At 68.0% G+C, this 20,017-nt stretch carries 18 protein-coding genes; 3 read left to right on the forward strand and 15 right to left on the reverse strand.

The window, feature by feature from the left end; all coding sequences use genetic code 11:
* Both AC1DYD_RS36005 and AC1DYD_RS36010 read left to right on the forward strand, forming a co-directional pair.
* On the forward strand, nt 1–1,428 hold a 1,428-nt coding region (locus AC1DYD_RS36005; protein WP_478177525.1), incomplete at its 5' end, for an ABC transporter permease.
* A 2-nt stretch (nt 1,429–1,430) separates the two neighbouring features.
* Complete coding sequence (locus AC1DYD_RS36010) at nt 1,431–2,510, forward strand: lipocalin-like domain-containing protein (protein WP_478177551.1); 1,080 nt, start codon at nt 1,431–1,433, stop codon at nt 2,508–2,510.
* A 45-nt stretch (nt 2,511–2,555) separates the two neighbouring features.
* On the opposite strand, the gene AC1DYD_RS36015 is transcribed toward AC1DYD_RS36010, so the two are convergent.
* The 10 genes from AC1DYD_RS36015 to AC1DYD_RS36060 form a co-directional block, all read right to left on the reverse strand.
* Nucleotides 2,556–3,545: a branched-chain amino acid ABC transporter permease gene (locus AC1DYD_RS36015; protein WP_478177526.1), complete on the reverse strand. Its 990-nt coding sequence runs from the start codon at nt 3,543–3,545 to the stop codon at nt 2,556–2,558.
* A gap of 22 nt (nt 3,546–3,567) precedes the next feature.
* Entirely contained in the window at nt 3,568–4,443 is an 876-nt protein-coding gene (locus AC1DYD_RS36020; RefSeq protein ID WP_478177527.1) for a branched-chain amino acid ABC transporter permease, read from the reverse strand.
* Between the two features lie 41 nt (nt 4,444–4,484).
* On the reverse strand, nt 4,485–5,678 hold the full coding sequence (locus AC1DYD_RS36025) for an ABC transporter substrate-binding protein (protein ID WP_478177528.1): 1,194 nt from the start codon (nt 5,676–5,678) through the stop codon (nt 4,485–4,487).
* A 45-nt stretch (nt 5,679–5,723) separates the two neighbouring features.
* A complete protein-coding gene (locus AC1DYD_RS36030) occupies nt 5,724–6,920 on the reverse strand; it encodes an ABC transporter substrate-binding protein (protein ID WP_478177529.1) in 1,197 nt (398 codons plus the stop codon).
* Between the two features lie 41 nt (nt 6,921–6,961).
* Nucleotides 6,962–7,675, reverse strand: coding sequence for an ABC transporter ATP-binding protein (locus AC1DYD_RS36035; RefSeq protein ID WP_478177530.1), 714 nt, complete (start codon nt 7,673–7,675; stop codon nt 6,962–6,964).
* Nucleotides 7,675–8,445, reverse strand: a complete 771-nt coding sequence (locus AC1DYD_RS36040) for an ABC transporter ATP-binding protein (RefSeq protein ID WP_478177531.1) — start codon at nt 8,443–8,445, stop codon at nt 7,675–7,677. Before AC1DYD_RS36040 ends, AC1DYD_RS36035 begins: the two co-directional genes overlap by 1 nt.
* A gap of 266 nt (nt 8,446–8,711) precedes the next feature.
* Nucleotides 8,712–10,271: a DHA2 family efflux MFS transporter permease subunit gene (locus tag AC1DYD_RS36045; RefSeq protein ID WP_478177532.1), complete on the reverse strand. Its 1,560-nt coding sequence runs from the start codon at nt 10,269–10,271 to the stop codon at nt 8,712–8,714.
* 17 nt (nt 10,272–10,288) lie between these two features.
* Nucleotides 10,289–11,596: an EmrA/EmrK family multidrug efflux transporter periplasmic adaptor subunit gene (locus AC1DYD_RS36050; RefSeq protein WP_478177533.1), complete on the reverse strand. Its 1,308-nt coding sequence runs from the start codon at nt 11,594–11,596 to the stop codon at nt 10,289–10,291.
* Between the two features lie 39 nt (nt 11,597–11,635).
* Nucleotides 11,636–13,117, reverse strand: a complete 1,482-nt coding sequence (locus AC1DYD_RS36055) for an efflux transporter outer membrane subunit (protein WP_478177534.1) — start codon at nt 13,115–13,117, stop codon at nt 11,636–11,638.
* Nucleotides 13,098–13,655 carry a MarR family winged helix-turn-helix transcriptional regulator gene (locus AC1DYD_RS36060; RefSeq protein ID WP_478177535.1) on the reverse strand — a complete coding sequence of 186 codons (558 nt, stop codon included), beginning with the start codon at nt 13,653–13,655 and terminating at the stop codon, nt 13,098–13,100. Before AC1DYD_RS36060 ends, AC1DYD_RS36055 begins: the two co-directional genes overlap by 20 nt.
* A 79-nt stretch (nt 13,656–13,734) precedes the next feature.
* Here AC1DYD_RS36060 and AC1DYD_RS36065 point away from each other — a divergent pair, with 79 nt between their 5' ends.
* Nucleotides 13,735–15,543 (forward strand): ABC transporter transmembrane domain-containing protein, encoded by a 1,809-nt coding sequence (locus AC1DYD_RS36065; RefSeq protein WP_478177536.1) that lies wholly within the window; start codon nt 13,735–13,737, stop codon nt 15,541–15,543.
* A gap of 8 nt (nt 15,544–15,551) precedes the next feature.
* Here the strand turns inward: AC1DYD_RS36065 and AC1DYD_RS36070 are convergent, their stop codons facing one another.
* From AC1DYD_RS36070 to AC1DYD_RS36090, 5 genes are all read right to left on the reverse strand, one after another.
* Nucleotides 15,552–15,992: a DUF1178 family protein gene (locus tag AC1DYD_RS36070; protein WP_478177537.1), complete on the reverse strand. Its 441-nt coding sequence runs from the start codon at nt 15,990–15,992 to the stop codon at nt 15,552–15,554.
* A gap of 7 nt (nt 15,993–15,999) precedes the next feature.
* Entirely contained in the window at nt 16,000–16,590 is a 591-nt protein-coding gene (locus tag AC1DYD_RS36075; protein WP_478177538.1) for an NUDIX domain-containing protein, read from the reverse strand.
* 88 nt (nt 16,591–16,678) lie between these two features.
* The gene (locus AC1DYD_RS36080) at nt 16,679–16,999 is read right to left on the reverse strand and encodes a DUF2818 family protein (protein WP_478177539.1); all 321 of its coding nucleotides are present in this window, start codon (nt 16,997–16,999) and stop codon (nt 16,679–16,681) included.
* A 7-nt stretch (nt 17,000–17,006) separates the two neighbouring features.
* On the reverse strand, nt 17,007–18,494 hold the full coding sequence (gene nuoN / locus AC1DYD_RS36085; protein ID WP_478120784.1) for an NADH-quinone oxidoreductase subunit NuoN: 1,488 nt from the start codon (nt 18,492–18,494) through the stop codon (nt 17,007–17,009).
* A 28-nt stretch (nt 18,495–18,522) separates the two neighbouring features.
* The gene (locus AC1DYD_RS36090) at nt 18,523–19,998 is read right to left on the reverse strand and encodes an NADH-quinone oxidoreductase subunit M (protein ID WP_478177540.1); all 1,476 of its coding nucleotides are present in this window, start codon (nt 19,996–19,998) and stop codon (nt 18,523–18,525) included.
* Nucleotides 19,999–20,017 lie beyond the last annotated feature (19 nt).

A 20,017-nucleotide genomic window follows, 5' to 3' on the forward strand; every position in this document is an offset into this window, starting at 1 on the left:
GCGCAGGCGCTGCCCGAGGCGCAGACGCTCAAGGGCCTGGGCGCCGCGCCGGCCGCCGGCGGGGCACACCGCATCGCGCTGCTGCTGATCGCCGCCGGCGGCGCGCTGGCGCTGGCACCGGCGGTCTTCGGCATTCCGATCGCGGCCTATTTGTCGGTGGGCTTCCTGCTGGTCGGCGGCATCACGGCGCTGCCGTGGCTGATCGCGGGCGTCTACGACCGCCTCGCGCCGCTGGCCGCACACCGCCTGCTGCCGCTGCTGGCGATCGAGCGCGCGCGGCGCATGCGCGGCACGGCCGCGGTGGCGGTCAGCGGCGTGGTCGCGAGCCTGAGCCTGGCCGTGGCGCTGACCGTGATGGTCGCCAGCTTCCGCGACTCGGTGATGCGCTGGCTCGACGTCGTGCTGCCGGCCGACCTGTACCTGCGCAGCGCCGCCGGCCCCGGCGGCGAACAGGCGCTTTTCACGCCCGCCTTCGTGCAGGCGCTGGCGCAGTTGCCCGGCGTGGCGCGCACCGGCACGCTGCGCACGCGCGCGCTGCTGATCGATCCGGCGCGGCCCGCGGTCACGCTGATCGCGCGCAGCCTCGACGCGGAGGTCGGTCGTTCGCTGCCTTTGCTCGGCGCCGCGCTGCCGGTGCCGGCGGGACAGATCGGCATCTACGTCAGCGAGCCGATGGTCGAGCTCTACGGCGCCCGCGCCGGCAGTGCCTTGGAGCCGCTGGCGCGTGCCTGGGGGCCGGTGCGCGGCGGCCAGCCGCCGCCGGTCTTCTTCGTCGCCGGCGTCTGGCGCGACTATGTCCGGCAGTTCGGCGCCGTCACGATGGACGCCCGCGATTTCGAGCGCCTCACGGGCGATGCCGGCGCCAGCRACATCGGGCTGTGGCTGGCGCCGGGCGCGGCCGAGGGCGCGGTGCAGCAGGCGGTGCAGGCGCTGGCCGCACGCGAGGCCGCGGCGGCCGAGCCGGTCGAGATCGCCTCGGTGGCCCAGATCCGCGCCACCTCGCTGCGCATCTTCGACCGCAGCTTCGCCGTCACCTACTGGCTGCAGGCGGTGGCGATCGCGATCGGCCTGTTCGGCATCGCGGCCAGCTTCAGCGCCCAGGTGCTGGCGCGGCGCAAGGAGTTCGGCCTGCTCGCGCACCTGGGCTTCACGCGCGGCCAGGTGCTGGCGATCGTGGCCGGCGAAGGCGCGGCCTGGACCGCGATCGGCGCCATCGCGGGCCTCGGGCTCGGGCTCGCGGTGTCGGTGGTGCTGGTGCACGTGGTCAATCCGCAGAGCTTCCACTGGACCATGGACCTCCTGGTGCCCTGGACGCGTCTGGCCGCGCTGTGCGCCGCGGTGGTCGCGGCCGGCACCGTCACGGCCTGGCTGGCGGGCCGCGCCGCCGCGGGCCACGATGCCGTGATGGCGGTCAAGGAGGACTGGTGACGATGCAGCCCCTGAATGCGTCCGCCCCGGGCGCCCGCGGCTGGTCGCGCCGCGCCGTGCTGCTGGCAGCGCTCGCGGGCCCGGCGGCCTGGGCGCTGCCGCCGCGCACGCTGCAGTTCCCGCGCGACTTCGGCAGCCACCCCGAGCTGCGCACCGAGTGGTGGTACATCACCGGCCATGCGAACGCCGGAGCGCGCGCGTTCGGCTTCCAGCTGACCTTCTTCCGCTCGCGCATCGACGCCACGCAGGCGATGCAGTCCGCCTTTGCCGCCAAGCAGCTGATCTTCGCGCATGCGGCGATCACCGATCTCGAAGGCCGCAAGCTGTGGCACGACCAGCGCATTGCGCGCGCCGGCTTCGGCGTCGCCTCGGCGTCGGAAGCCGACACCGGCGTCCGACTGCGCGACTGGTCGCTCGAGCGCGACGGCACCGGCTACGCCGCGCGGTTGCCGGCCTCGGGCTTCGCGATCGACCTGCGTTTCGACCCGACCCAGCCGGTGCTGCTGCAAGGCAGCGCCGGACTCTCGCGCAAGGGGCCCGACCCCGAGCAGGCCAGCTACTACTACAGCGAGCCTCAGCTCGCCGCCACGGGCAGCCTGAGCCTGCAGGGCCGGCGCTTCGAGGTGCAGGGCCGCGCCTGGCTCGACCACGAATGGAGCGAAGCGCTGCTGCATCCCGAGGCGGTGGGCTGGGACTGGATCGGCATCAACCTGTTCGACGGCGGCGCGCTGACGGCCTTCAGGCTGCGGCGCCGCGACGGCTCGGCCCTGTGGCACGGCGGCTCGCTGCGCACGGCTGACGGCCGGCTGCAGGTGTTCGGCCCGGACGCGCTGCGCTTCGAGGCCGAGGCTCGCTGGACCAGCCCGCGCACGCGGGCCGCCTATCCGACGCGATGGCGCATCCATACGCCGGCCGGCGCCTTCACCGTGCGGGCCCTGCTCGATGACCAGGAACTCGATGGCCAGGGTTCGACCGGCACCGTGTACTGGGAGGGGTTGAGCGAATTGCTCGATGCCGGCGGCAAGCCGGTGGGCCGCGGCTACCTCGAACTCACGGGCTATGCGCAGGCACTGAGGCTCTGAGCACGCAAAGCCGTCAAGCGACGGCGCCCCATCGGCCTTCGCCGCTCAGCCCCTGGCGGCTCCGCGCCGCCGATCGATGAAGGCGATGATCTCGCCCATGATCCCGCGCCGGAAGGCCAGCACGCAGACCACGAAGATCAGCCCCGTGACCATGGTCACCGACTCGCCCAGCGTGTTGAACCAGTCGACGGTCGAGATGCGCGCCAGCAGGTGGCCCAGCTCGCCGATCTTGTTCTCGAGCAGCACCACCACGGCCGAGCCGACCAGCGGGCCCGACAGCGTGCCGAGGCCGCCGACCAGGGTCATCAGGATGACCTGGCCCGAGGCGCTCCAGTGCACGTCGGACAGTGTCGCGAAGCCCAGCACCAGCGTCTTGAGCGAGCCCGCGAGGCCCGACAGCGCGGCCGAGATCACGAAGGCCAGCAGCTTGAAGCGGCTGACGTCATAGCCCAGCGAGAGCGCGCGCGGCTCGTTCTCCTTGATGCCCTTCAGTACCTGGCCGAAGGGCGAATGGATGGTGCGCACGATCAGCAGGAAGCCGGCGACCACGATCGCCAGCGCCACGTAGTACATCGTGAGGTCGTTCTGCAGGTCGATCAGGCCGAAGAGCTTGCCGCGCGGCACGCCCTGCAGGCCGTCCTCGCCGCCCGTGAACTTGGCCTGCAGCGCGACGAAGAAAACCATCTGCGCGAGCGCCAGCGTGATCATTGCGAAGTAGATGCCCTGCCGGCGGATCGCGAGGATGCCGAAGACCCAGCCGAGGAAGGCGCCGGCCGCGGTGCCGGCGATCAGGCCGAGCTCGGGCGTCAGGCCCCAGACCTTCATCGCGTGGCCGGCCACATAGGCCGAGCCGCCGAGAAAGGCCGCATGGCCGAAGGACAGCAGGCCGGTAAAGCCCAGCAGCAGATTGAAGGCCGAGGCGAACAGTGCGAAGCACATCAGCTTCATCACGAACACCGGGTAGGCGCCGGCGAAAGGGGCGACGAGCAGCGCGATCAGCAGCAGCGCGTAGACGACAGGGGTGATTTTTCTCATGGCTCTATGCGTTGGGGCCGCGTCATTTCTCTTTGCCGAACAGGCCGGCCGGACGGATGAGCAGCACGATCACCATGATCACGAACACGACGGTCGAGGAAGCCTCGGGATAGAACACCTTGGTCAGGCCTTCGATGACACCGAGCCCGAGCCCGGTGAGGATGGCACCCATGATCGAGCCCATGCCACCGATCACCACGACCGCGAACACCACGATGATCAGGTTCTGCCCCATCAGCGGCGAGACCTGGATCACCGGCGCCGCCAGCACGCCCGCGAAGGCGGCCAGCGCCACGCCGAAGCCGTAGGTCAGCGTGATCATCAGCGGAACATTGACCCCGAAGGCCTCCACCAGCCGCGGGTTCTCGGTGCCGGCGCGCAGGTAGGCGCCGAGCCGGGTCTTCTCGATCACGAACCAGGTCGCGAAGCAGACCGTCAACGAGGCCACCACCACCCAGGCCCGGTAGTTGGGCAGGATCATGAAGCCGAGGTCGGTGGCGCTGGCGAGCGCATCGGGCGTGTCGTAGGCCAGGCCCGAGACGCCATAGATCGAGCGGAACACGCCTTCGATCAGCAAGGTCAGCCCGAGCGTCAGCAGCAGGCCGTAGAGATGGTCGAGCTTGTAGATCCAGCGCAGCAGCAGGCGCTCGATCAGGATGCCAAACGCCCCCACGATGACCGGTGCCACCGCCAGCATGACCCAGTAGTTGATGTCAAAGTAGTTCATCGCCATCCAGGTCAGCACCGCGCCCAGCATGAACAACGCGCCGTGCGCGAAGTTGATGACGTTGAGCAGGCCGAAGATCACTGCGAGCCCAAGGCTCAGGATCGCGTAGAACGACCCGTTGACCAGCCCCAGAAGGAGCTGGCTCAACAAGGCGGGCAGTGATATTTGCATGACGAGAAGATGGCGATGAACGAGGAGGTCAGGAGATCAGATCATTTCCAGATGGCGCACTTGCTCTCGGCCTTGGTCGTGAAGACCTCTTCGCCGGGCAGCTTCGCGACCACCTTGTAGTAGTCCCAGGGCTGCGTCGACTCGCTCGGCGACTTGACCTGCACCAGGTACATGTCGTGCACCATGCGGCCGTCCGCCCGGATCGAGCCCTTGGCGTAGAAGTCGTTGATCGGCATCTTCTTGAGCTCGGCCATCACCTTGTCGGCGTCGGTGCTCTTGGCCGCCTGCACCGCCTTCAGGTAGGTCATCGTGGCCGAGTAGTCGGCGGCCTGGATGTCGGTCGGCATGCGCTTGGTCTTGTCGAAGAACTTCTTGCCGAAGGCGCGGGTCTGCTCGTTGAGGTTCCAGTCCCAGCTGGTGGTCAGCAGCAGGCCTTCGGTGTTCTTGAGACCCAGGCTGTGGATGTCGGTGATGAAGACCAGCAGGCCGGCCATCTTCATGCTCTTCGTGATGCCGAATTCCTTCGCCGCCTTGATCGCGTTGATGGTGTCGCCGCCGGCGTTGGCCAGACCCAGGATCTGCGCCTTCGAGTTCTGCGCCTGCAGCAGGAAGGACGAGAAGTCGGACGCGTTGAGCGGATGCTTGACGTTGCCGACCACCGTGCCGCCCTTCTCCTTCACGACCTTGGCCGTGTCGGCCTCGAGCGCCGCGCCGAAGGCATAGTCGGCCGTCAGGAAGAACCAGTTCTTGCCGCCGTTCGCGACCACTGCGCCGCCCGTGCCCTTGGCCAGCGCCACGGTGTCGTACGCATAGTGGACGGTGTACGGGCTGCATTGCTCGTTGGTCAGCGCCGAGGTGCCGGCGCCGTTGACGACGAAGACCCGCTTTTTCTCCTGCGCCACCTTCGCCATCGCCAGGGCGGTGCCGGAGTTGGTGCCGCCGAACAGCATCGTGAGGTTGTCGGTGTCGATCCACTCGCGCGCCTTCGACGCGGCGATGTCGGCCTTGTTCTGGTGATCCGCCGTCACCAGTTCGATCGGCAGCCCGTTGACCTTGCCGCCGAAGTCGTCGATCGCCATCTGGATCGCGGTCGCACCGGCCTTGCCTTCGACGTCGGCGTACAGGCTCGACATGTCGGTGATGAAGCCGATCTTGACCTTCTCCTGCGCTTGAACAGCGCCGGTCGCGAAGGCGACGGCCAGGGAGACAGCAGAAAGTGCGATTGTTTTCTTCATGGTCGGTTCAAAGATGTGAGTGAGAGAAATCGTGGCGTCGGCGCGTCATTTCCAGACCGCGCACTTGGAGTCGGCCTTGGCTGTAAAGACCTGGTCGCCCGGCAGCTTGGCATTCACCTTGAGGTAGTCCCAGGGCTGCTTCGAGTCGGCCGGCGACTTGACCTCGACCAGGTACATGTCGTGCACCATGCGGCCGTCCGCCCGGATCACGCCCTGGGCGTAGAAGTCGTTGATCGGCGTCTTCTTGAGCTCGGCCATCACCTTGTCGGCATCGGTGGTCTTGGCCGCCTGCACCGCCTTCAGGTAGGTCGTCGTGGCCGAGTAGTCGGCGGCCTGGATGTCGGTCGGCATGCGCTTGGTCTTGTCGAAGAAGCGCTTGGAGAACTTGCGGGTGTCGTCGTTCAGGTCCCAGTACCAGCTGGTGGTGTGCAGCAGGCCTTCGGTGTTCTTCAGGCCCAGGCTGTGGATGTCGCTCAGGAAGATCAGCAGGCCCGCGGTCTTCATGGTCTTGCCGATGCCGAATTCCTTCGCCGCCTTGATCGAGTTGATGGTGTCGCCGCCCGCGTTGGCGAGACCGAGGATCTGCGCCTTGGAGTTCTGAGCCTGCAGCAGGAAGGACGAGAAATCCGATGCGTTGAGCGGATGGCGCACCGCGCCGACCACCGTGCCGCCCTTGGCCTTGACCACCGCGGCGGTGTCGGCCTCGAGGGCATGGCCGAAGGCATAGTCGGCCGTCAGGAAGAACCACGACTTGCCGCCGCGATCGACCACCGCCGCGCCGGTGCCCTTGGCCAGCGCGACAGTGTCGTACGCGTAGTGCACCGTGTACGGGCTGCACTGCTCGTTGGTGAGCGCCGACGATGCAGCGCCGTTGTTGAAGTACACGCGCTTCTTTTCCTGCGCCACCTTCGCGGTGGCCAGTGCGGTGCCGGAGTTGGTGCCGCCGAAGACCATGGTCACGCCATCGGTGTCGATCCACTCGCGGGCCTTCGAGGCGGCGATGTCGGCCTTGTTCTGGTGGTCGGCGGTCAGGAGCTCGATCGGCTGGCCCAGCACCTTGCCGCCGAAGTCGTCGATCGCCATCTGGATCGCGGTGGCGCCGCCCTTGCCTTCGAGGTCGGCATACAGGCTCGACATGTCGGTGACGAAGCCGATCTTCACCTTCTCCTGGGCCTGCGCGGCGCCGGCAGCGAGCGCCATCGCGGCGACAGCCAGGGTCATTGTGCTGAGCTGGTTCTTCATGGGAGGTCTCCGTCCAATCAACAGGTTGCGTAAAGAGGAAATCAGACGCCGAGCAGTTCGTTGAGCACCGGCATCTTGGCCTCGAGCTCGGCGGCGCCGAACTTCTCGACGATGCGCCCGTGCTCCATCACATAGAAGCGGTCGGCCAGCGGCGCCGCGAAGCGGAAGTTCTGCTCGACCATCACCACCGTGTAGCCCTTGCTTCGCAGCATCGTGATCATGCGGGCCAGCGCCTGCACGATCACCGGCGCCAGGCCTTCGGAGATCTCGTCGAGCAGCAGCAGCCGGGCGCCGGTGCGCAGGATGCGCGCCACCGCCAGCATCTGCTGCTCGCCGCCCGACAGGCGCGTGCCCTGGCTGTTGCGGCGCTCCGCCAGGTTGGGGAACATGGCGTAGATCTCGTCCACCGACATGCCCTTGCCGGCGCCCTTCAGCGGCGGTGGCAGCAGCAGGTTCTCTTCGCACGACAGGCTGGCGAAGATGCCGCGCTCCTCGGGGCAATAGCCGATGCCCTGGTGGGCGATGCGGTGCGTCGCCATGTGGATCGTTTCAGTGCCGTTGACCTTGATGCTGCCCTTGCGGGCGCCGGTCAGGCCGAGCACGGCACGCATCGTCGTGGTGCGGCCGGCGCCATTGCGGCCCAGCAGCGTGACCACCTCGCCCGGCTGCACCACCATGTCGACGCCGTGCAGCACGTGCGATTCGCCGTACCAGGCCTGCAGGCCCTTGATTTCCAGTGCGGGGACCGACGACATCAGTGCGCCCCTTGCAGCTGGCCGTCGGTGGTGCCCATGTAGGCCTCCATCACCTGCGGATTGCGCGAGACCTCGGCGTACGGCCCTTCGGCCAGCACCGCGCCGCGCTGCAGCACGGTGATCGTGTCGGCGATGGTCGAGACCACGCTCATGTTGTGCTCCACCATCAGGATGGTGCGGCCGGCCGACACGCGCTTGATGAGTTCGGCCACCCGGTGCACGTCCTCGTGACCCATGCCCTGCGTCGGCTCGTCGAGCAGCATCAGCTCGGGCTCCATCGCGAGGGTGGTGGCGATCTCGAGCGCACGCTTGCGGCCGTACGGGAGATTCACGGTCAGCTCGTCGGCCAGGTCCTCGAGGCCGACTTCGGCCAGCAGCACGCGGGCCCGGGCATCGAGCGGCTTCAGCGACTTCTCGCTCTTCCAGAAGTGGTAGGAGGTGCCCAGCGCGCGCTGCAGTCCGAGCCGCACGTTTTCGAGCAGGGTCAGATGCGGGAACACCGCGGAAATCTGGAACGAGCGGATGATGCCGCGCCGCGCAATCTGTGCCGGCCGTTCGTTCGTGATGTCCATCCCGTTGAAAAGAATGGTGCCGGTGGTCGGCTCGAGGAACTTGGTGAGCAGGTTGAAGCAGGTCGTCTTGCCCGCGCCATTGGGCCCGATCAACGCATGGATCGAGCCGCGCACGACCGAGAGGTCGACCTTGCTGACCGCGGTGAAGCCCTTGAATTCCTTGGTGAGCTGGCGTGTTTCGAGAATGATGTCGCTCATCTCGCGCGGTCACCCGTTGGCTGGCAGAAAAAGTCGTTCATGCGGTCCATGTATGCGCACTTGGTAGCGCGGACCGCATTGTTTGCGGGCGTCACGAAACTTGCCTACTGGGGCAAATGCCTATGCTGCATTGCAACCTAAGCTCGCCCCCAGGTTGGGCTCACTGCGTGTAGCCCGCCCACCCCCTACCGGGGGGCAACACCAGCGGCCTGGCAAAGCCAGATCCGCGGTGTTCCACCAAGGGGCCGGGCTGCGCCGGCCGAGGATCAGTGCGCGCCCGCGGCTGCGTCGGAGGCGCCAGTGCCTCGCGCCGGCTTGGCGAGCCAGACCAAGGGGATCAGGAACAGGAACAGGATCGCCGAGCCGTAGAACACATCGTTCGAAGCCAGCATGAAGGACTGCTGGTCGACCAGGCGATTGATCTGCCCCAGCACCTGCTCGGGGCTGAAGCCGCTGCCGCCGAAGTTGGCGATGGCGCTGTTCGCCGCCGAGCTGCCGCGGTTCACCGACTCGACCAGCTGCGCATGATGCAGCGCCGCCCGGTTCTCCCACAAGGTGGTCGCGGCCGAGGTGCCGACCGCGCCGGCGGTGATCCGCAGGAAATTCGACAGCCCCGAGGCCGCCGGGATCCGGTCCGGCGGCAGCCCCGACAAGGTGATCGTCACCAGCGGGATGAAAAAGAAGGCCATCGCCACGCCCTGGATGATGGTCGGGATCATGATGGTCCAGAAGTCGGCCTGGGTGTTGAAGTTGGAACGCATCCACAGCACCAGCGCGAACACCAGGAACGAGAAGGTCGCGTAGCGGCGCGGGTCGACCTTGCCGACCGTGAGACCGACGATCGGCGAGAAGAAGATCGCCAGCATGCCGACCGGCGCCATGATCATGCCGGCCTGCGTCGCCGTGTAGCCCATGTACTGCTGCAGCCACAGCGGCAGGATCACCACGTTGCCGAAGAACAGGCCGTAGGCCACCGCGGTCGCGAACGCGCCCGACCAGAAGTTGCGCCGCTTGAAGAGCGACAGGTCCACCACCGGGTGCTTGTCGGTCAGCTCCCAGATCAGGAAGAAGGCGAAGCCGACCAGCGCCACCACCGCCAGCGTCAGGATCACGGCCGAATGGAACCAGTCGAGCTCCTTGCCCTTGTCGAGCATCAGCTGCATCGCACCGACCCAGAGCACCAGCAGTGCCAGCCCGATGCCGTCGATCGGCACCTTGCGGGTCGCACTCTCGCGCTTGTGGTAGATGGCCCAGGTGATGCCCGCGGCCAGCAGGCCGACGGGGATGTTGATGTAGAAGATCCAGGGCCAGGAAATGTTGTCGGTGATCCAGCCGCCGAGCAGCGGCCCCATCACCGGCGCGACCAGCGTGGTCATCGACCACATCGCCATCGCCAGGCCGGCCTTGGCACGCGAATAGCTCGACAGCAGCAGCGTCTGCGACAGCGGGATCATCGGACCCGCGACGAAGCCCTGCAGCGCGCGGAAGGCGATCAGCGTGGTCATGTTGGGCGCCAGCCCGCAGAGCCAGGAGCTGATGATGAACAGCAGCACGCTGGCCATGAACAGGCGCACCTGTCCGAAGCGCTGCGTGAGCCAACCGGTCAGCGGCACCGCGATGGCGTTGGCCACCGCGAAGCTGGTGATGACCCAGGTGCCTTGCGTCGAGCTGACGCCGAGGTCGCCGGCGATGGCCGGCAGCGAGACGTTGGCGATCGACGTGTCGAGCACGTTCATGAAAGTCGCGGCCGAGAGCGCGATGGTGCCCCAGACGCGGGCGGAACCCTCGAGCGGCTGGATCGGCGTGGGAGCGGTGGCGTTCGACATCGCGCGCGGTCGCCCGATCAGCCCGGATGGGCTTGCGAAGAGATCGGCGAGACCGGCCGGCCGCTGGCCGCCGGTGCCTTGGGCGCCGGGTCGCGGCCGAGGTTGGCGGCGATGATGCGCTGGACCACGGCGTCGGCGCCGCTGTCGAGCTGGCTGTAGACCTGCGTCTGGATCAGCGCGCTGCCGCGCGGCGCTTCGGCCAGGGCCTTGCCGTCCTTCTTGGCGACGTCGATCTCGGCGTCCATCGAAAGGCCGACGCGCAGCGGGTTGGCCTTCAGCTGCTCGGGGTCGAGCGCGATGCGCACCGGCACCCGCTGCACCACCTTGATCCAGTTGCCGGTGGCGTTCTGCGCCGGCAGCAGCGCGAAGGCCGCGCCGGTGCCGACGCCGAGGCCGGCCACCCGGCCGTCGTACTCGACCTTCTTGCCGTACAGGTCGGCCGTGAGCTTCACGGGCTGGTCGATGCGGATGTTGCGCAGCTGCACTTCCTTGAAGTTGGCATCGACCCACAGCTGGTTCAGCGGCACGATCGACATCATCGGCGTGCCGGCGGCCACGCGCTGGCCGAGCTGCACCGTGCGCTTGGCCACATAGCCTTCGACCGGCGCCGGCATCGCGACGCGCTGGGTCGCGAGGTAGGCCTCGCGCACCCTGGCGGCAGCGGCCAGCACGCTGGGATGCTGCTCGACGCTGGTGCCTTCGGTCAACGACTCGTTGCTGGCAAGCTGCTGGCGCGCCGACAGCACGCCGGCCTGCGCCGCGGCCAGCTGGCTCCTGGCGTTGGCGAGCGCGGTCTCGGAGTGGTTCAGTTCCTCCTTCGACACCGCGCCGTTGCCGGCCAGCGCCTGGCGGCGCTTGAGGTCGTCCTGGGCGCGCGCGATGTCGCTCTGCGCGCGCGCGATGTCGGCCTGCCGCAGCGTGACCTGGGCCGCCAGCGAGCCGTTGTTGACATAGAGCGTGCGGGCCTGGCGCACCGCCTGCGCCAGCGCCGCCTCGGCCTGCTCGAGCGCCACCTTGGCGTCCGAGGGGTCGAGCTGCACCAGCGGCTGGCCGGCTTTCACGAGGTCGGTGTCGTCGGCCATGATCGCCATCACGGTACCGCCGATCTGGGGCGTGATCTGGATCACGTTGCCCTGCACGTAGGCGTTGTCGGTCGATTCATAGTGGCTCGCGACCAGCCATTCGTAGGCGGCCCAGCCGACGCCGGCGAGGACCACGACCGAGGCCAGCGTGGTCAGCGCCCGGCGGCGCTTGTTGCCGGCGGCAGGAGCCGGGGCGACGGACTCGACAGGCGCAGCGGCTGGGGGGGTGTTGCTGTTTTCCATGACAGTGTCTTTCGGATTCGGAGCGATGTTCGGAAGTGTTCAGGGGTGCTGCGGCGCGGGCGCGGCGGCGGCGTGGGCGCTGTCCGGCGGCTGCCAGCCGCCACCCAGCGCGCGCGCCAGCCCGACCTGGCTCTCGAGCGCGCGACCGGCGAGGTCGACACCGTCGCGGCGCTGCGCCAGCACCGTGACTTCGGCCGTCAGCACGTCGAGGTAGTTGCCGAGCCCGGCGCTGTAGCGCTGCAGGCCGATGTCGTAGGCGGCCTCGGCGGCGTCCTGCGCCTCCTTTTGCTGGACCTGCTGGCGGGCCACCGACTGCACGCTGGTGACCTGGTCGGCGACATCGCGCACGGCGTCGAACACGGTGGTGTTGTAGCTGTCGATCGCGGCGTCGAGATCGGCCGACTTGCCGCGCAGGTTGGCGCGCAGGCGGCCGCCCTCGAAGATCGGCAGCCGGATCGCGGGGCCGACGCCCCACTGCTGGCTGCCCGACTTCAGGAGATTGTCGAAACCGATGCTCTGGAAACCCGCGAAGGCCACCAGGTTGACGTTGGGATAGAACTGGGTCTTGGCGTTGGCGACGTCGCTGCCGGCGGCTTCCACGCGCCAGCGGGCGGCGGCGATGTCGGCGCGCCGGCCCAGCAGGTCGGCGGGGATGGTCTGCTGCAAGGCCATCGCCTTGAAGTTGCCCAGGCGCGGCGGCGTCAGCGATTGCGTCGCTTCGGGCTTGGCCACCAGCGCGTCGAGCGCATGGCGCGCGATCGCGATCTGCTCGTCCAGGGCCTCGATCTGCTGGCGCGCCTCGGGCACGCTGCTCTCGCTCTGCTTGAGTTGCAGGCGCGTGTCGAGCCCGGCGGACACGCGGTCACGCACCAGCTTGAGCAGCTCTTCCCGCTGCGCCAGCGCGCGCTGCGCCACCACCAGCCGGTCGTTCAGCCGAGCCCACTGGACGTAGCCGCGGGCGACGTTGCTGGCCAGCAGGATGCGGGCGGCGTCGGCCTCTGCGGCGGCGGCATTCGCCGTGCCGATCGCGGCCTCGATCGCGGTGCGGTTCTTGCCGAAGAAGTCGAGCTCCCAGCCGGCGCTCAACTGCAGCGTGCCGGTCTCCTGGATCGAGCCGCCCAGCGGCGCCGGGTAGATGTAGTTGTCGCTGAACTTCTGCCGCATGAGGTCGAGCGAGCCATTGATCTGCGGCTTGTCGGCCGCTGCGGCCGTCGACACGGCGGCCTGGGCGCGCGCCAGCCGGGCCTGGGCGATCTGCAGGTTCGGGTTGCCCGCGACGGCCTGGTCGATCAGCGCGTCGAGCTGCGGATCGCCGAAGGCCAGCCACCATTGGCTGTCGAGGGCCGGCATCGCCTGGGCGGCCGGGGCGGCGGCAAGGCCGAGGGTCTCGGCAGTCTGCATCTTCGGGTTCGAGGCCACCGCGCCCATGTCGGCGCAGCCGGCCACGGCCAGTGCCAGCACGGCGGCGGCGGCGAGCGCGCCTGGACGGCGCAATGGGTGCTCAGGAAGAGGTCGATTCATCTTTTTCTTCTCCACGGGCCGACAAGGCCTGCGCGTTGTCGAGGATGCGGCGCAGGTAGCCCTTGAGCTGCTCCCACTCCTCGTTGCTGAAGCCAGCCAGATGCTCGTTCTGCACCCGGCTGAGGATTTCGGGCACCTCGCGGGCCGCCGCGCGGCCCTCGTCGGTGAGCTCGATGTGGACCACGCGCCGGTCGGCGACCGAACGCACCCGGCGGCACAGGCCCTTGGCCTCCAGCCGGTCCAGCAGGCGGGTCATGGCGCCGGTGTCGAGCTCGCATTCGCGCGCCAACTCGGCGACCGTGGTCACCTTGCCCATGTGCAGCTTGTGCAAGGGCACCCACTGCGGGTAGGTCGGGCTGCCCGGCTCGCACATCTGCTGCTCCACCGACTGGGCCACCGCACTCAGGATGCGGCGCATCAGGTAGCCGATGCTCTCCTCCGCGCGGTAGGTCTCGGCCTTGTAGAAAGCCGCGGCCGCCGGCAGTCGGCCGGGCGAAGCCGGCGCGGGGCGCACTTCGGGGGTCTTGGATTCGGACATACCCGAATAATATTTGCCTCGGCAATTACTGTCAAGGCGGCCTTTGGTGGGGCAAGCGTTTCGCTAGAATGGCCGCGATATGGCCTCCTCCTCCCCTTCGCCCGCCAAAGGATCGCCAAAGTCCTTGACGGGTCTGGCGCCTTTCCTGCGCCCCTACCGCACCCAAATCATCCTGGCGATCGTGTTCCTGGTCCTGGCGGCAGCGACCACCCTGGTGTTCCCGCTCGCCTTGCGCAGCCTGATCGACGGCGGCCTGGTCTCGGCCGACAAGGGGGCGCAGACGATGGCGCTGCGCGAGCATTTCGTCGCCCTGTTCGCCGTTGCGGTGGCGCTGGGGCTGTTCTCGGCGGCACGCTTCTACACGGTCAGCTGGCTCGGCGAAAGAGTCACGGCGGACTTGCGCAACGCGGTCTACGCCCACGTGCTGCGGCAAAGCCCCGAATTCTTCGAGACCACCCAGACCGGCGAGGTGCTGTCGCGCCTGACCGCCGACACCACGCTGGTCCAGACGGTGGTCGGCTCCTCGCTCAGCATGGGGCTGCGCAACGCGGTCATGGGCGTCGGCGCCCTGGCGATCCTGGTCTGGACCAATCCCTACGTGATGGTGCAGGTGCTCGGCATCCTGGTGCTGGTGGTGCTGCCGAGCATGTGGTTCGGCCGGCGGGTTCGCAAGCTCTCGCGGGCCAGCCAGGACCGGGTGGCGGACTCCAGCGCGATCGCGGCCGAGGTGCTCAACGCGATCCCGGTGGTGCAGAGCTACACCGCCGAGGCCCGCGAAGCGGCCCGCTTCGACGCCTCGACCGACAGCGCCTTCCGCACCGCGGTGCGCCGCACCCGTGCACGCTCGGTGCTGGTGGCTTTCATCATCATCGCCACCTCGGCGGCGCTGCTGTGGGGCCTCTACCAGGGCACGCAGGCGGTACTGCGCGGCGACATCACGGCCGGACACCTGGGCCAGACCGTGGTCTACGTGATCATCCTGGCGAGCGCCGCCGCGGTGCTCGGCGAGGTCTACGGGGACCTGTTGCGAGCCGCCGGCGCCACCGAGCGCCTGATGGAACTGCTGCATGCCCGGCCGGTGATCCTGTCGCCCGAGCGGCCGGTCGAGTCGGCGGTACCCGCCGCCGGCAGCGCCCTGAGCCTGGAGGGCGTGGGCTTCCACTATCCCTCGCGGCCCGGCACCCCGGCCCTGCGCGACTTCAGTCTCCAGGTCGCGCCCGGCGAGACCGTGGCACTGGTCGGATCGAGCGGCGCGGGCAAGAGCACGGTGTTCCAGCTGCTCTTGCGCTACTACGACCCGCAGGCCGGCCGCATCACGCTCGACGGCAGGCCGCTGACGGCACTGTCCCTCGATGCGTTGCGCCGGCGCATCGGCCTGGTGCCGCAGGATGCGGTGATCTTCTCGGCCAGCGCGCTCGAGAACATCCGCTATGGCCGACCCGATGCCAGCGTCGAGGAGGTCCATGCCGCTGCCCGTTCCGCCTTCGCGGACGGCTTCCTGCGGGCCCTGCCCGAGGGCTACGACACCTTCCTGGGCGAGCGCGGCGTGCGCCTGTCGGGCGGCCAGCGCCAGCGCATCGCGATCGCGCGCGCAATGCTCAAGAATCCGCCGCTGCTGTTGCTGGACGAAGCCACCAGCGCGCTCGACGCCGAGAGCGAGCGGATGGTGCAGGCGGCACTCGAATCCGCCATGGCGGGCCGTACCACGCTGGTCATCGCTCACCGGCTGGCCACGGTGCAGAAGGCCGACCGCATCGTGGTGCTGGACCACGGCGGCATCGTCGAGCAGGGAACCCACGCGGCGCTGGTGGCGCAGAACGGCGTCTATGCGCGGCTCGCGGCGCTGCAATTCACGGCGGATCCCCAGCCTGCGGCCGAAGCCGCCTGACAAGCGGCCTACTGCAGCGTTTCCTTCAAGGCTGCCGGCAGCGGCAACGTGAAGACGGGGATGCCTTCGTCGGCCAGCGAGCGGGCCTGCTCGGGCGTCGCCTGGCCACGGATGCCGCGCTCCTGCGCCTCGCCGTAGTGCATCTTGCGGGCTTCGTCGACGAAGCGGTCGCCGACATCCTCGGTCTGGGCAATGACCTCGCGCACGGCACGCAGCCAGCGCGCCTCCGGCGAATCGGCGGCCGGGGACTTGGCCGGCGTCGCCTCGACCGGCGGCCTGGCATTGCCGAGGTTCAGCCGCGGCGCGGCCAGCAGCTTGGTGATGGCGGTGTTGCCGCACATCGGGCACGCCACGAGGCCGGCGGCAAGCTGGGTGTCGAATGCATCCTGAGACGCAAACCACCCCTCGAAGCCGTGGCCATGGGCGCACTGGAGGTTGAGGACCTTCATCCCGCGATTATCGGCCGGCTGGCAAAGATGCGTCGTGCCAATCGAGCGCCCAGGCGCCCGACAGCACGTTCTGCAGCCACAGGGCGCAGGTCAGCGTCTTGGCATCCGACACCGTGCCGTCACGGCACCAGGCCATCAATTGGTCGGGCGTGGCCGTGATCACGTCGAGGAACTCGCCGTGGTCGAGTTGCCGGTCGCCCAGCGTCAGGCCCCGCGCGAAATAGACGTGGATGATCTCGGTCGAGTAGGCGACCGCCAGGTGCATCGCGCCGGCGCGGGCCCATTCGCGGGCGGTGTAGCCGGTTTCCTCGAGCAGCTCGCGCTGGCCACAGAGCAGCGGCTCCTCGCCCGCATCGAGCTTGCCCGCTGGGAATTCGGTCATCACGTGGCCGATCGGGTAGCGGTACTGGCGCTCGAGCACCACGCCGCCGTCGTCGAGCAGCGGCACCACCACCACCGCGCCCGGGTGCACCACGTACTCGCGCGTCGCGCTGTGGCCGTCGGGCAGGCGCACCGTGTCGCGCTTGGCGTGCAGGAAGTTGCCCTTGAACAGCAGTTCGCTGGCAGTGAGCTCTTCCTTGAGGTGTTTGTCGGTCATGTCAGCGCCCGCCCGGCCGCCCGAAGGGCACTGAGCGCCCCCTCGGGGGGCAGCGATACGCGAAGCGATGAGCGTGGGGGCATTTCATTCAGTGTGCTTGCGCGCTGTGGCGATGCTTCATGAGGTAGCGCCAGGTGAAGCCCGGGAACGCCAGCACGACGAACAAGGCACCCGTCACGGCGTAGAACTCCCAGCCCTGCGCCGCGATCTGGCCGACCCGGCGCTCGAACAGCAGGCCGATGGCGCCGACGACCAGATAGAGCAGCACCAGTTCGGCCAGCCGGATCGCCAGCGATTTGCGCAGCGCGGCGAGCGGCACCAGCCCCAGCAGGCGCTCGTTGAGGAAAGGCAGGTTGGCCGCCAGCAGCGCGACCCCCAATACCATCCAGACCGACGCGCTCTGCGACACGGCGCGCTCAGGTGGCCAGGGTGGCCACGATCGCGTTCGCGCACAGCGTCATGAGGCCGCCGGGCAGGATGCCGAGGATCAGGATCATGGCGCCGTTGAGCGTCAGCACGGTGCGGACGTCGCCCGGTGCCGAGACCGTGCTGGCCGTGACCGGCGCGTCGAAGTACATCACCTTGACCACACGCAGGTAATAGAAGGCGCCGATCAGCGACATCACGACCGCGAACACCGCGAGTCCGATGTAGAACGCCTGGCCCGAGGCGATCAGCGCCTGCAGCACCGCCAGCTTGGCGTAGAAGCCGACCAGCGGCGGAATCCCCGTCAGCGAGAACATGGCAATCGCCATCACGCCGGCATAGAGCGGGCTGCGCTGGTTGAGGCCGGCGAGATCGGTGATCTCCTCGCTTTCGAAGCCTTCGCGCGCCAGCAGCAGGATGATGCCGAAGCTCGCCAGCGTCGTGAGCACGTACGTGATCATGTAGAACATCGACGCGCTGTAGGCGAACTGGGCGTTGTAGGTGTTGCCGTTGACCACGCCCGCCACCAGGCCGAGCAGCATGAAGCCCATCTGCGCGATGGTCGAGTAGGCCAGCATGCGCTTGAGGTTGGTCTGCGCGATGGCGGCCAGGTTGCCGACCAGCAGCGACGCAATGGCCAGCAGCACCAGCATCTGCTGCCAGTCGATCGCCAGCGGCAGCAGGCCCTCGACCAGCAGCCGGATGATGATCGCGAAGGCAGCCAGTTCGGGCGCCGCGCCGATCATCAGCGTGATCGCGGTGGGCGCACCCTGGTAGACGTCCGGCACCCACATGTGGAAAGGCGCGGCACCGACCTTGAAGGCCAGGCCGGCGACGATGAAGACCAGGCCGAACACCAGCACCTGGTGATTCACCTGGCGGCTGGCGATCGCCTTGAACACCTCGTTGATGTCGAGCGAGCCGGTGGCACCGTACATCATCGACATCCCGTACAGCAGGAAGCCGCTGGCCATCGCGCCGAGCACGAAATACTTCATGGCCGCCTCGCTGGCGACCGCGTTGTCGCGGCGCAGGGCCACCAGGGCGTAGCTGGAGAGCGTCAGCAGTTCGAGGCCGAGGTAGATCAGCAGGAAGTTGCTGCCCGACATCATCACGAACATGCCCAGCAGCGCCAGCAGGCTCAGCGTGAACATCTCGCCGCCGTGCAGCATGCCGCGGTCGGCCGCGTAGGGCCGGCCGTAGACCAGCGTGACCATCAGCGCCAGGGTCGAGAAGCACTTGAGCCAGTTGCCCATCGGGTCGCTGACGACCATGCCGCCGAAGCCGTAGATCGTCTTGCCCAGGGAGGCGTTGAAGCCGGTCAGCACCGCGATGATCGCGAGCGTGAGCAGGGTCAGCACGTAGGTGCCGGTGCGGCGCGGGCTGGTCGAGGACAGATCGACCAGCGCGATGATGCAGGCCATGATCAGCAGCACCGCCTCGGGGTAGATCGTCATCCAGCTGAGTTTGTCAATCATCTCGTTCTCTTGTTCAGCGTGGATTCAATCAAGGCAGCTTGGAAACCGTCATGTGCTGGAGCAGCCCATCGACGGACGCGTTCATCACATCGGTGAAGGGCTTCGGGTAGAGGCCCAGCCACAGCACCGCGATGGCGAGCAGCGCCAGCATCATGAACTCGCGCGCATCGATGTCGCTGAGTTCCTTGACGTGGTCGTTGCCCACCGGGCCCAGGTAGACCCGCTTGTACATCCACAGCGTGTAGGCGGCGCCGAAAATCAGCGCGGTGGCGGCGCCGAGGCCGAGCCAGAAGTTGGCCTTGACCGCACCGAGGATCACCATCCACTCGCCGACGAAACCGGCGGTGGCCGGCAGGCCGCAGTTGGCCATCGCGAACAGCAGCGCGAAGGCAGCGAACTTGGGCATGGTGTTGACCACGCCGCCGTAGTCGGCGATCTGGCGCGAATGCACGCGGTCGTAGAGCACGCCGATGCACAGGAACATCGCGCCCGAGACGAAGCCGTGGGCGATCATCTGCACGATGCCGCCGGCGACGCCGAGTTCGTTGAAGATGAAGAAGCCCAGCGTCACGAAGCCCATGTGGGCCACCGACGAGTAGGCCACCAGCTTCTTCATGTCCTGCTGCACCAGCGCCACCAGGCCGACGTAGATCACGGCGATCAGCGACAGCGCGATCATGAGCCAGGCCCATTCGTGCGAGGCGTCGGGCGCGATCGGCATCGAGAAGCGCAGGAAGCCGTAGGCGCCGAGCTTCAGCATGATCGCCGCCAGCACCGCGGAGCCGCCGGTCGGCGCCTCGACGTGCACGTCGGGCAGCCAGGTGTGGACCGGCCACATCGGCACCTTGACCGCGAAGGAGGCGAAGAAGGCGAAGAACAGGAAGGTCTGGGCGGTGCCCGACAACGGCAGCTTGTGCCAGCTCAGGATGTCGAAGCTGCCGCCCGACTGGTTGTACAGGTAGATCAGCGCGACCAGCATCAGCAGCGAGCCGAGCAGCGTGTAGATGAAGAACTTGAAGGCCGCGTAGATCTTGTTCGGGCCGCCCCAGATGCCGATGATCAGGTACATCGGGATCAGCGTGGCTTCGAAGAAGACGTAGAACAGCAGGCCGTCCAGCGCCGAGAAGGTGCCGATCATGAAGCCCGAGAGGATCAGGAAAGCGCCCATGTACTGGTTCACGCGCTCGGTGATCACCTGCCAGGCCGAGATCACGACGATCACGGTGATGAAGGCGGTCAGCAGCACCAGCCAGAGCGAAATGCCGTCCAGGCCGATGTGGTAATTGATGTTGAAGCGCTCGATCCAGCGCTCCTTCTCGACGAACTGCATCGCGGCGGTGCCGTTCTGGAAACGCGACCAGAGCGGCAGCGTGACCAGGAAGCTCGCGACCGAACCGATCAGCGCGACCCAGCGGACACCCTTGGCATGCTCATCCCGACCGAAGGCCAACAGCACGGTGCCGATGATGATCGGCATCCAGATGGCAAGGCTCAACAAACCCATTTTTGTTTTTCTCCAGAGA

The organism is Variovorax sp. P4_B11 (genome assembly GCF_056402355.1).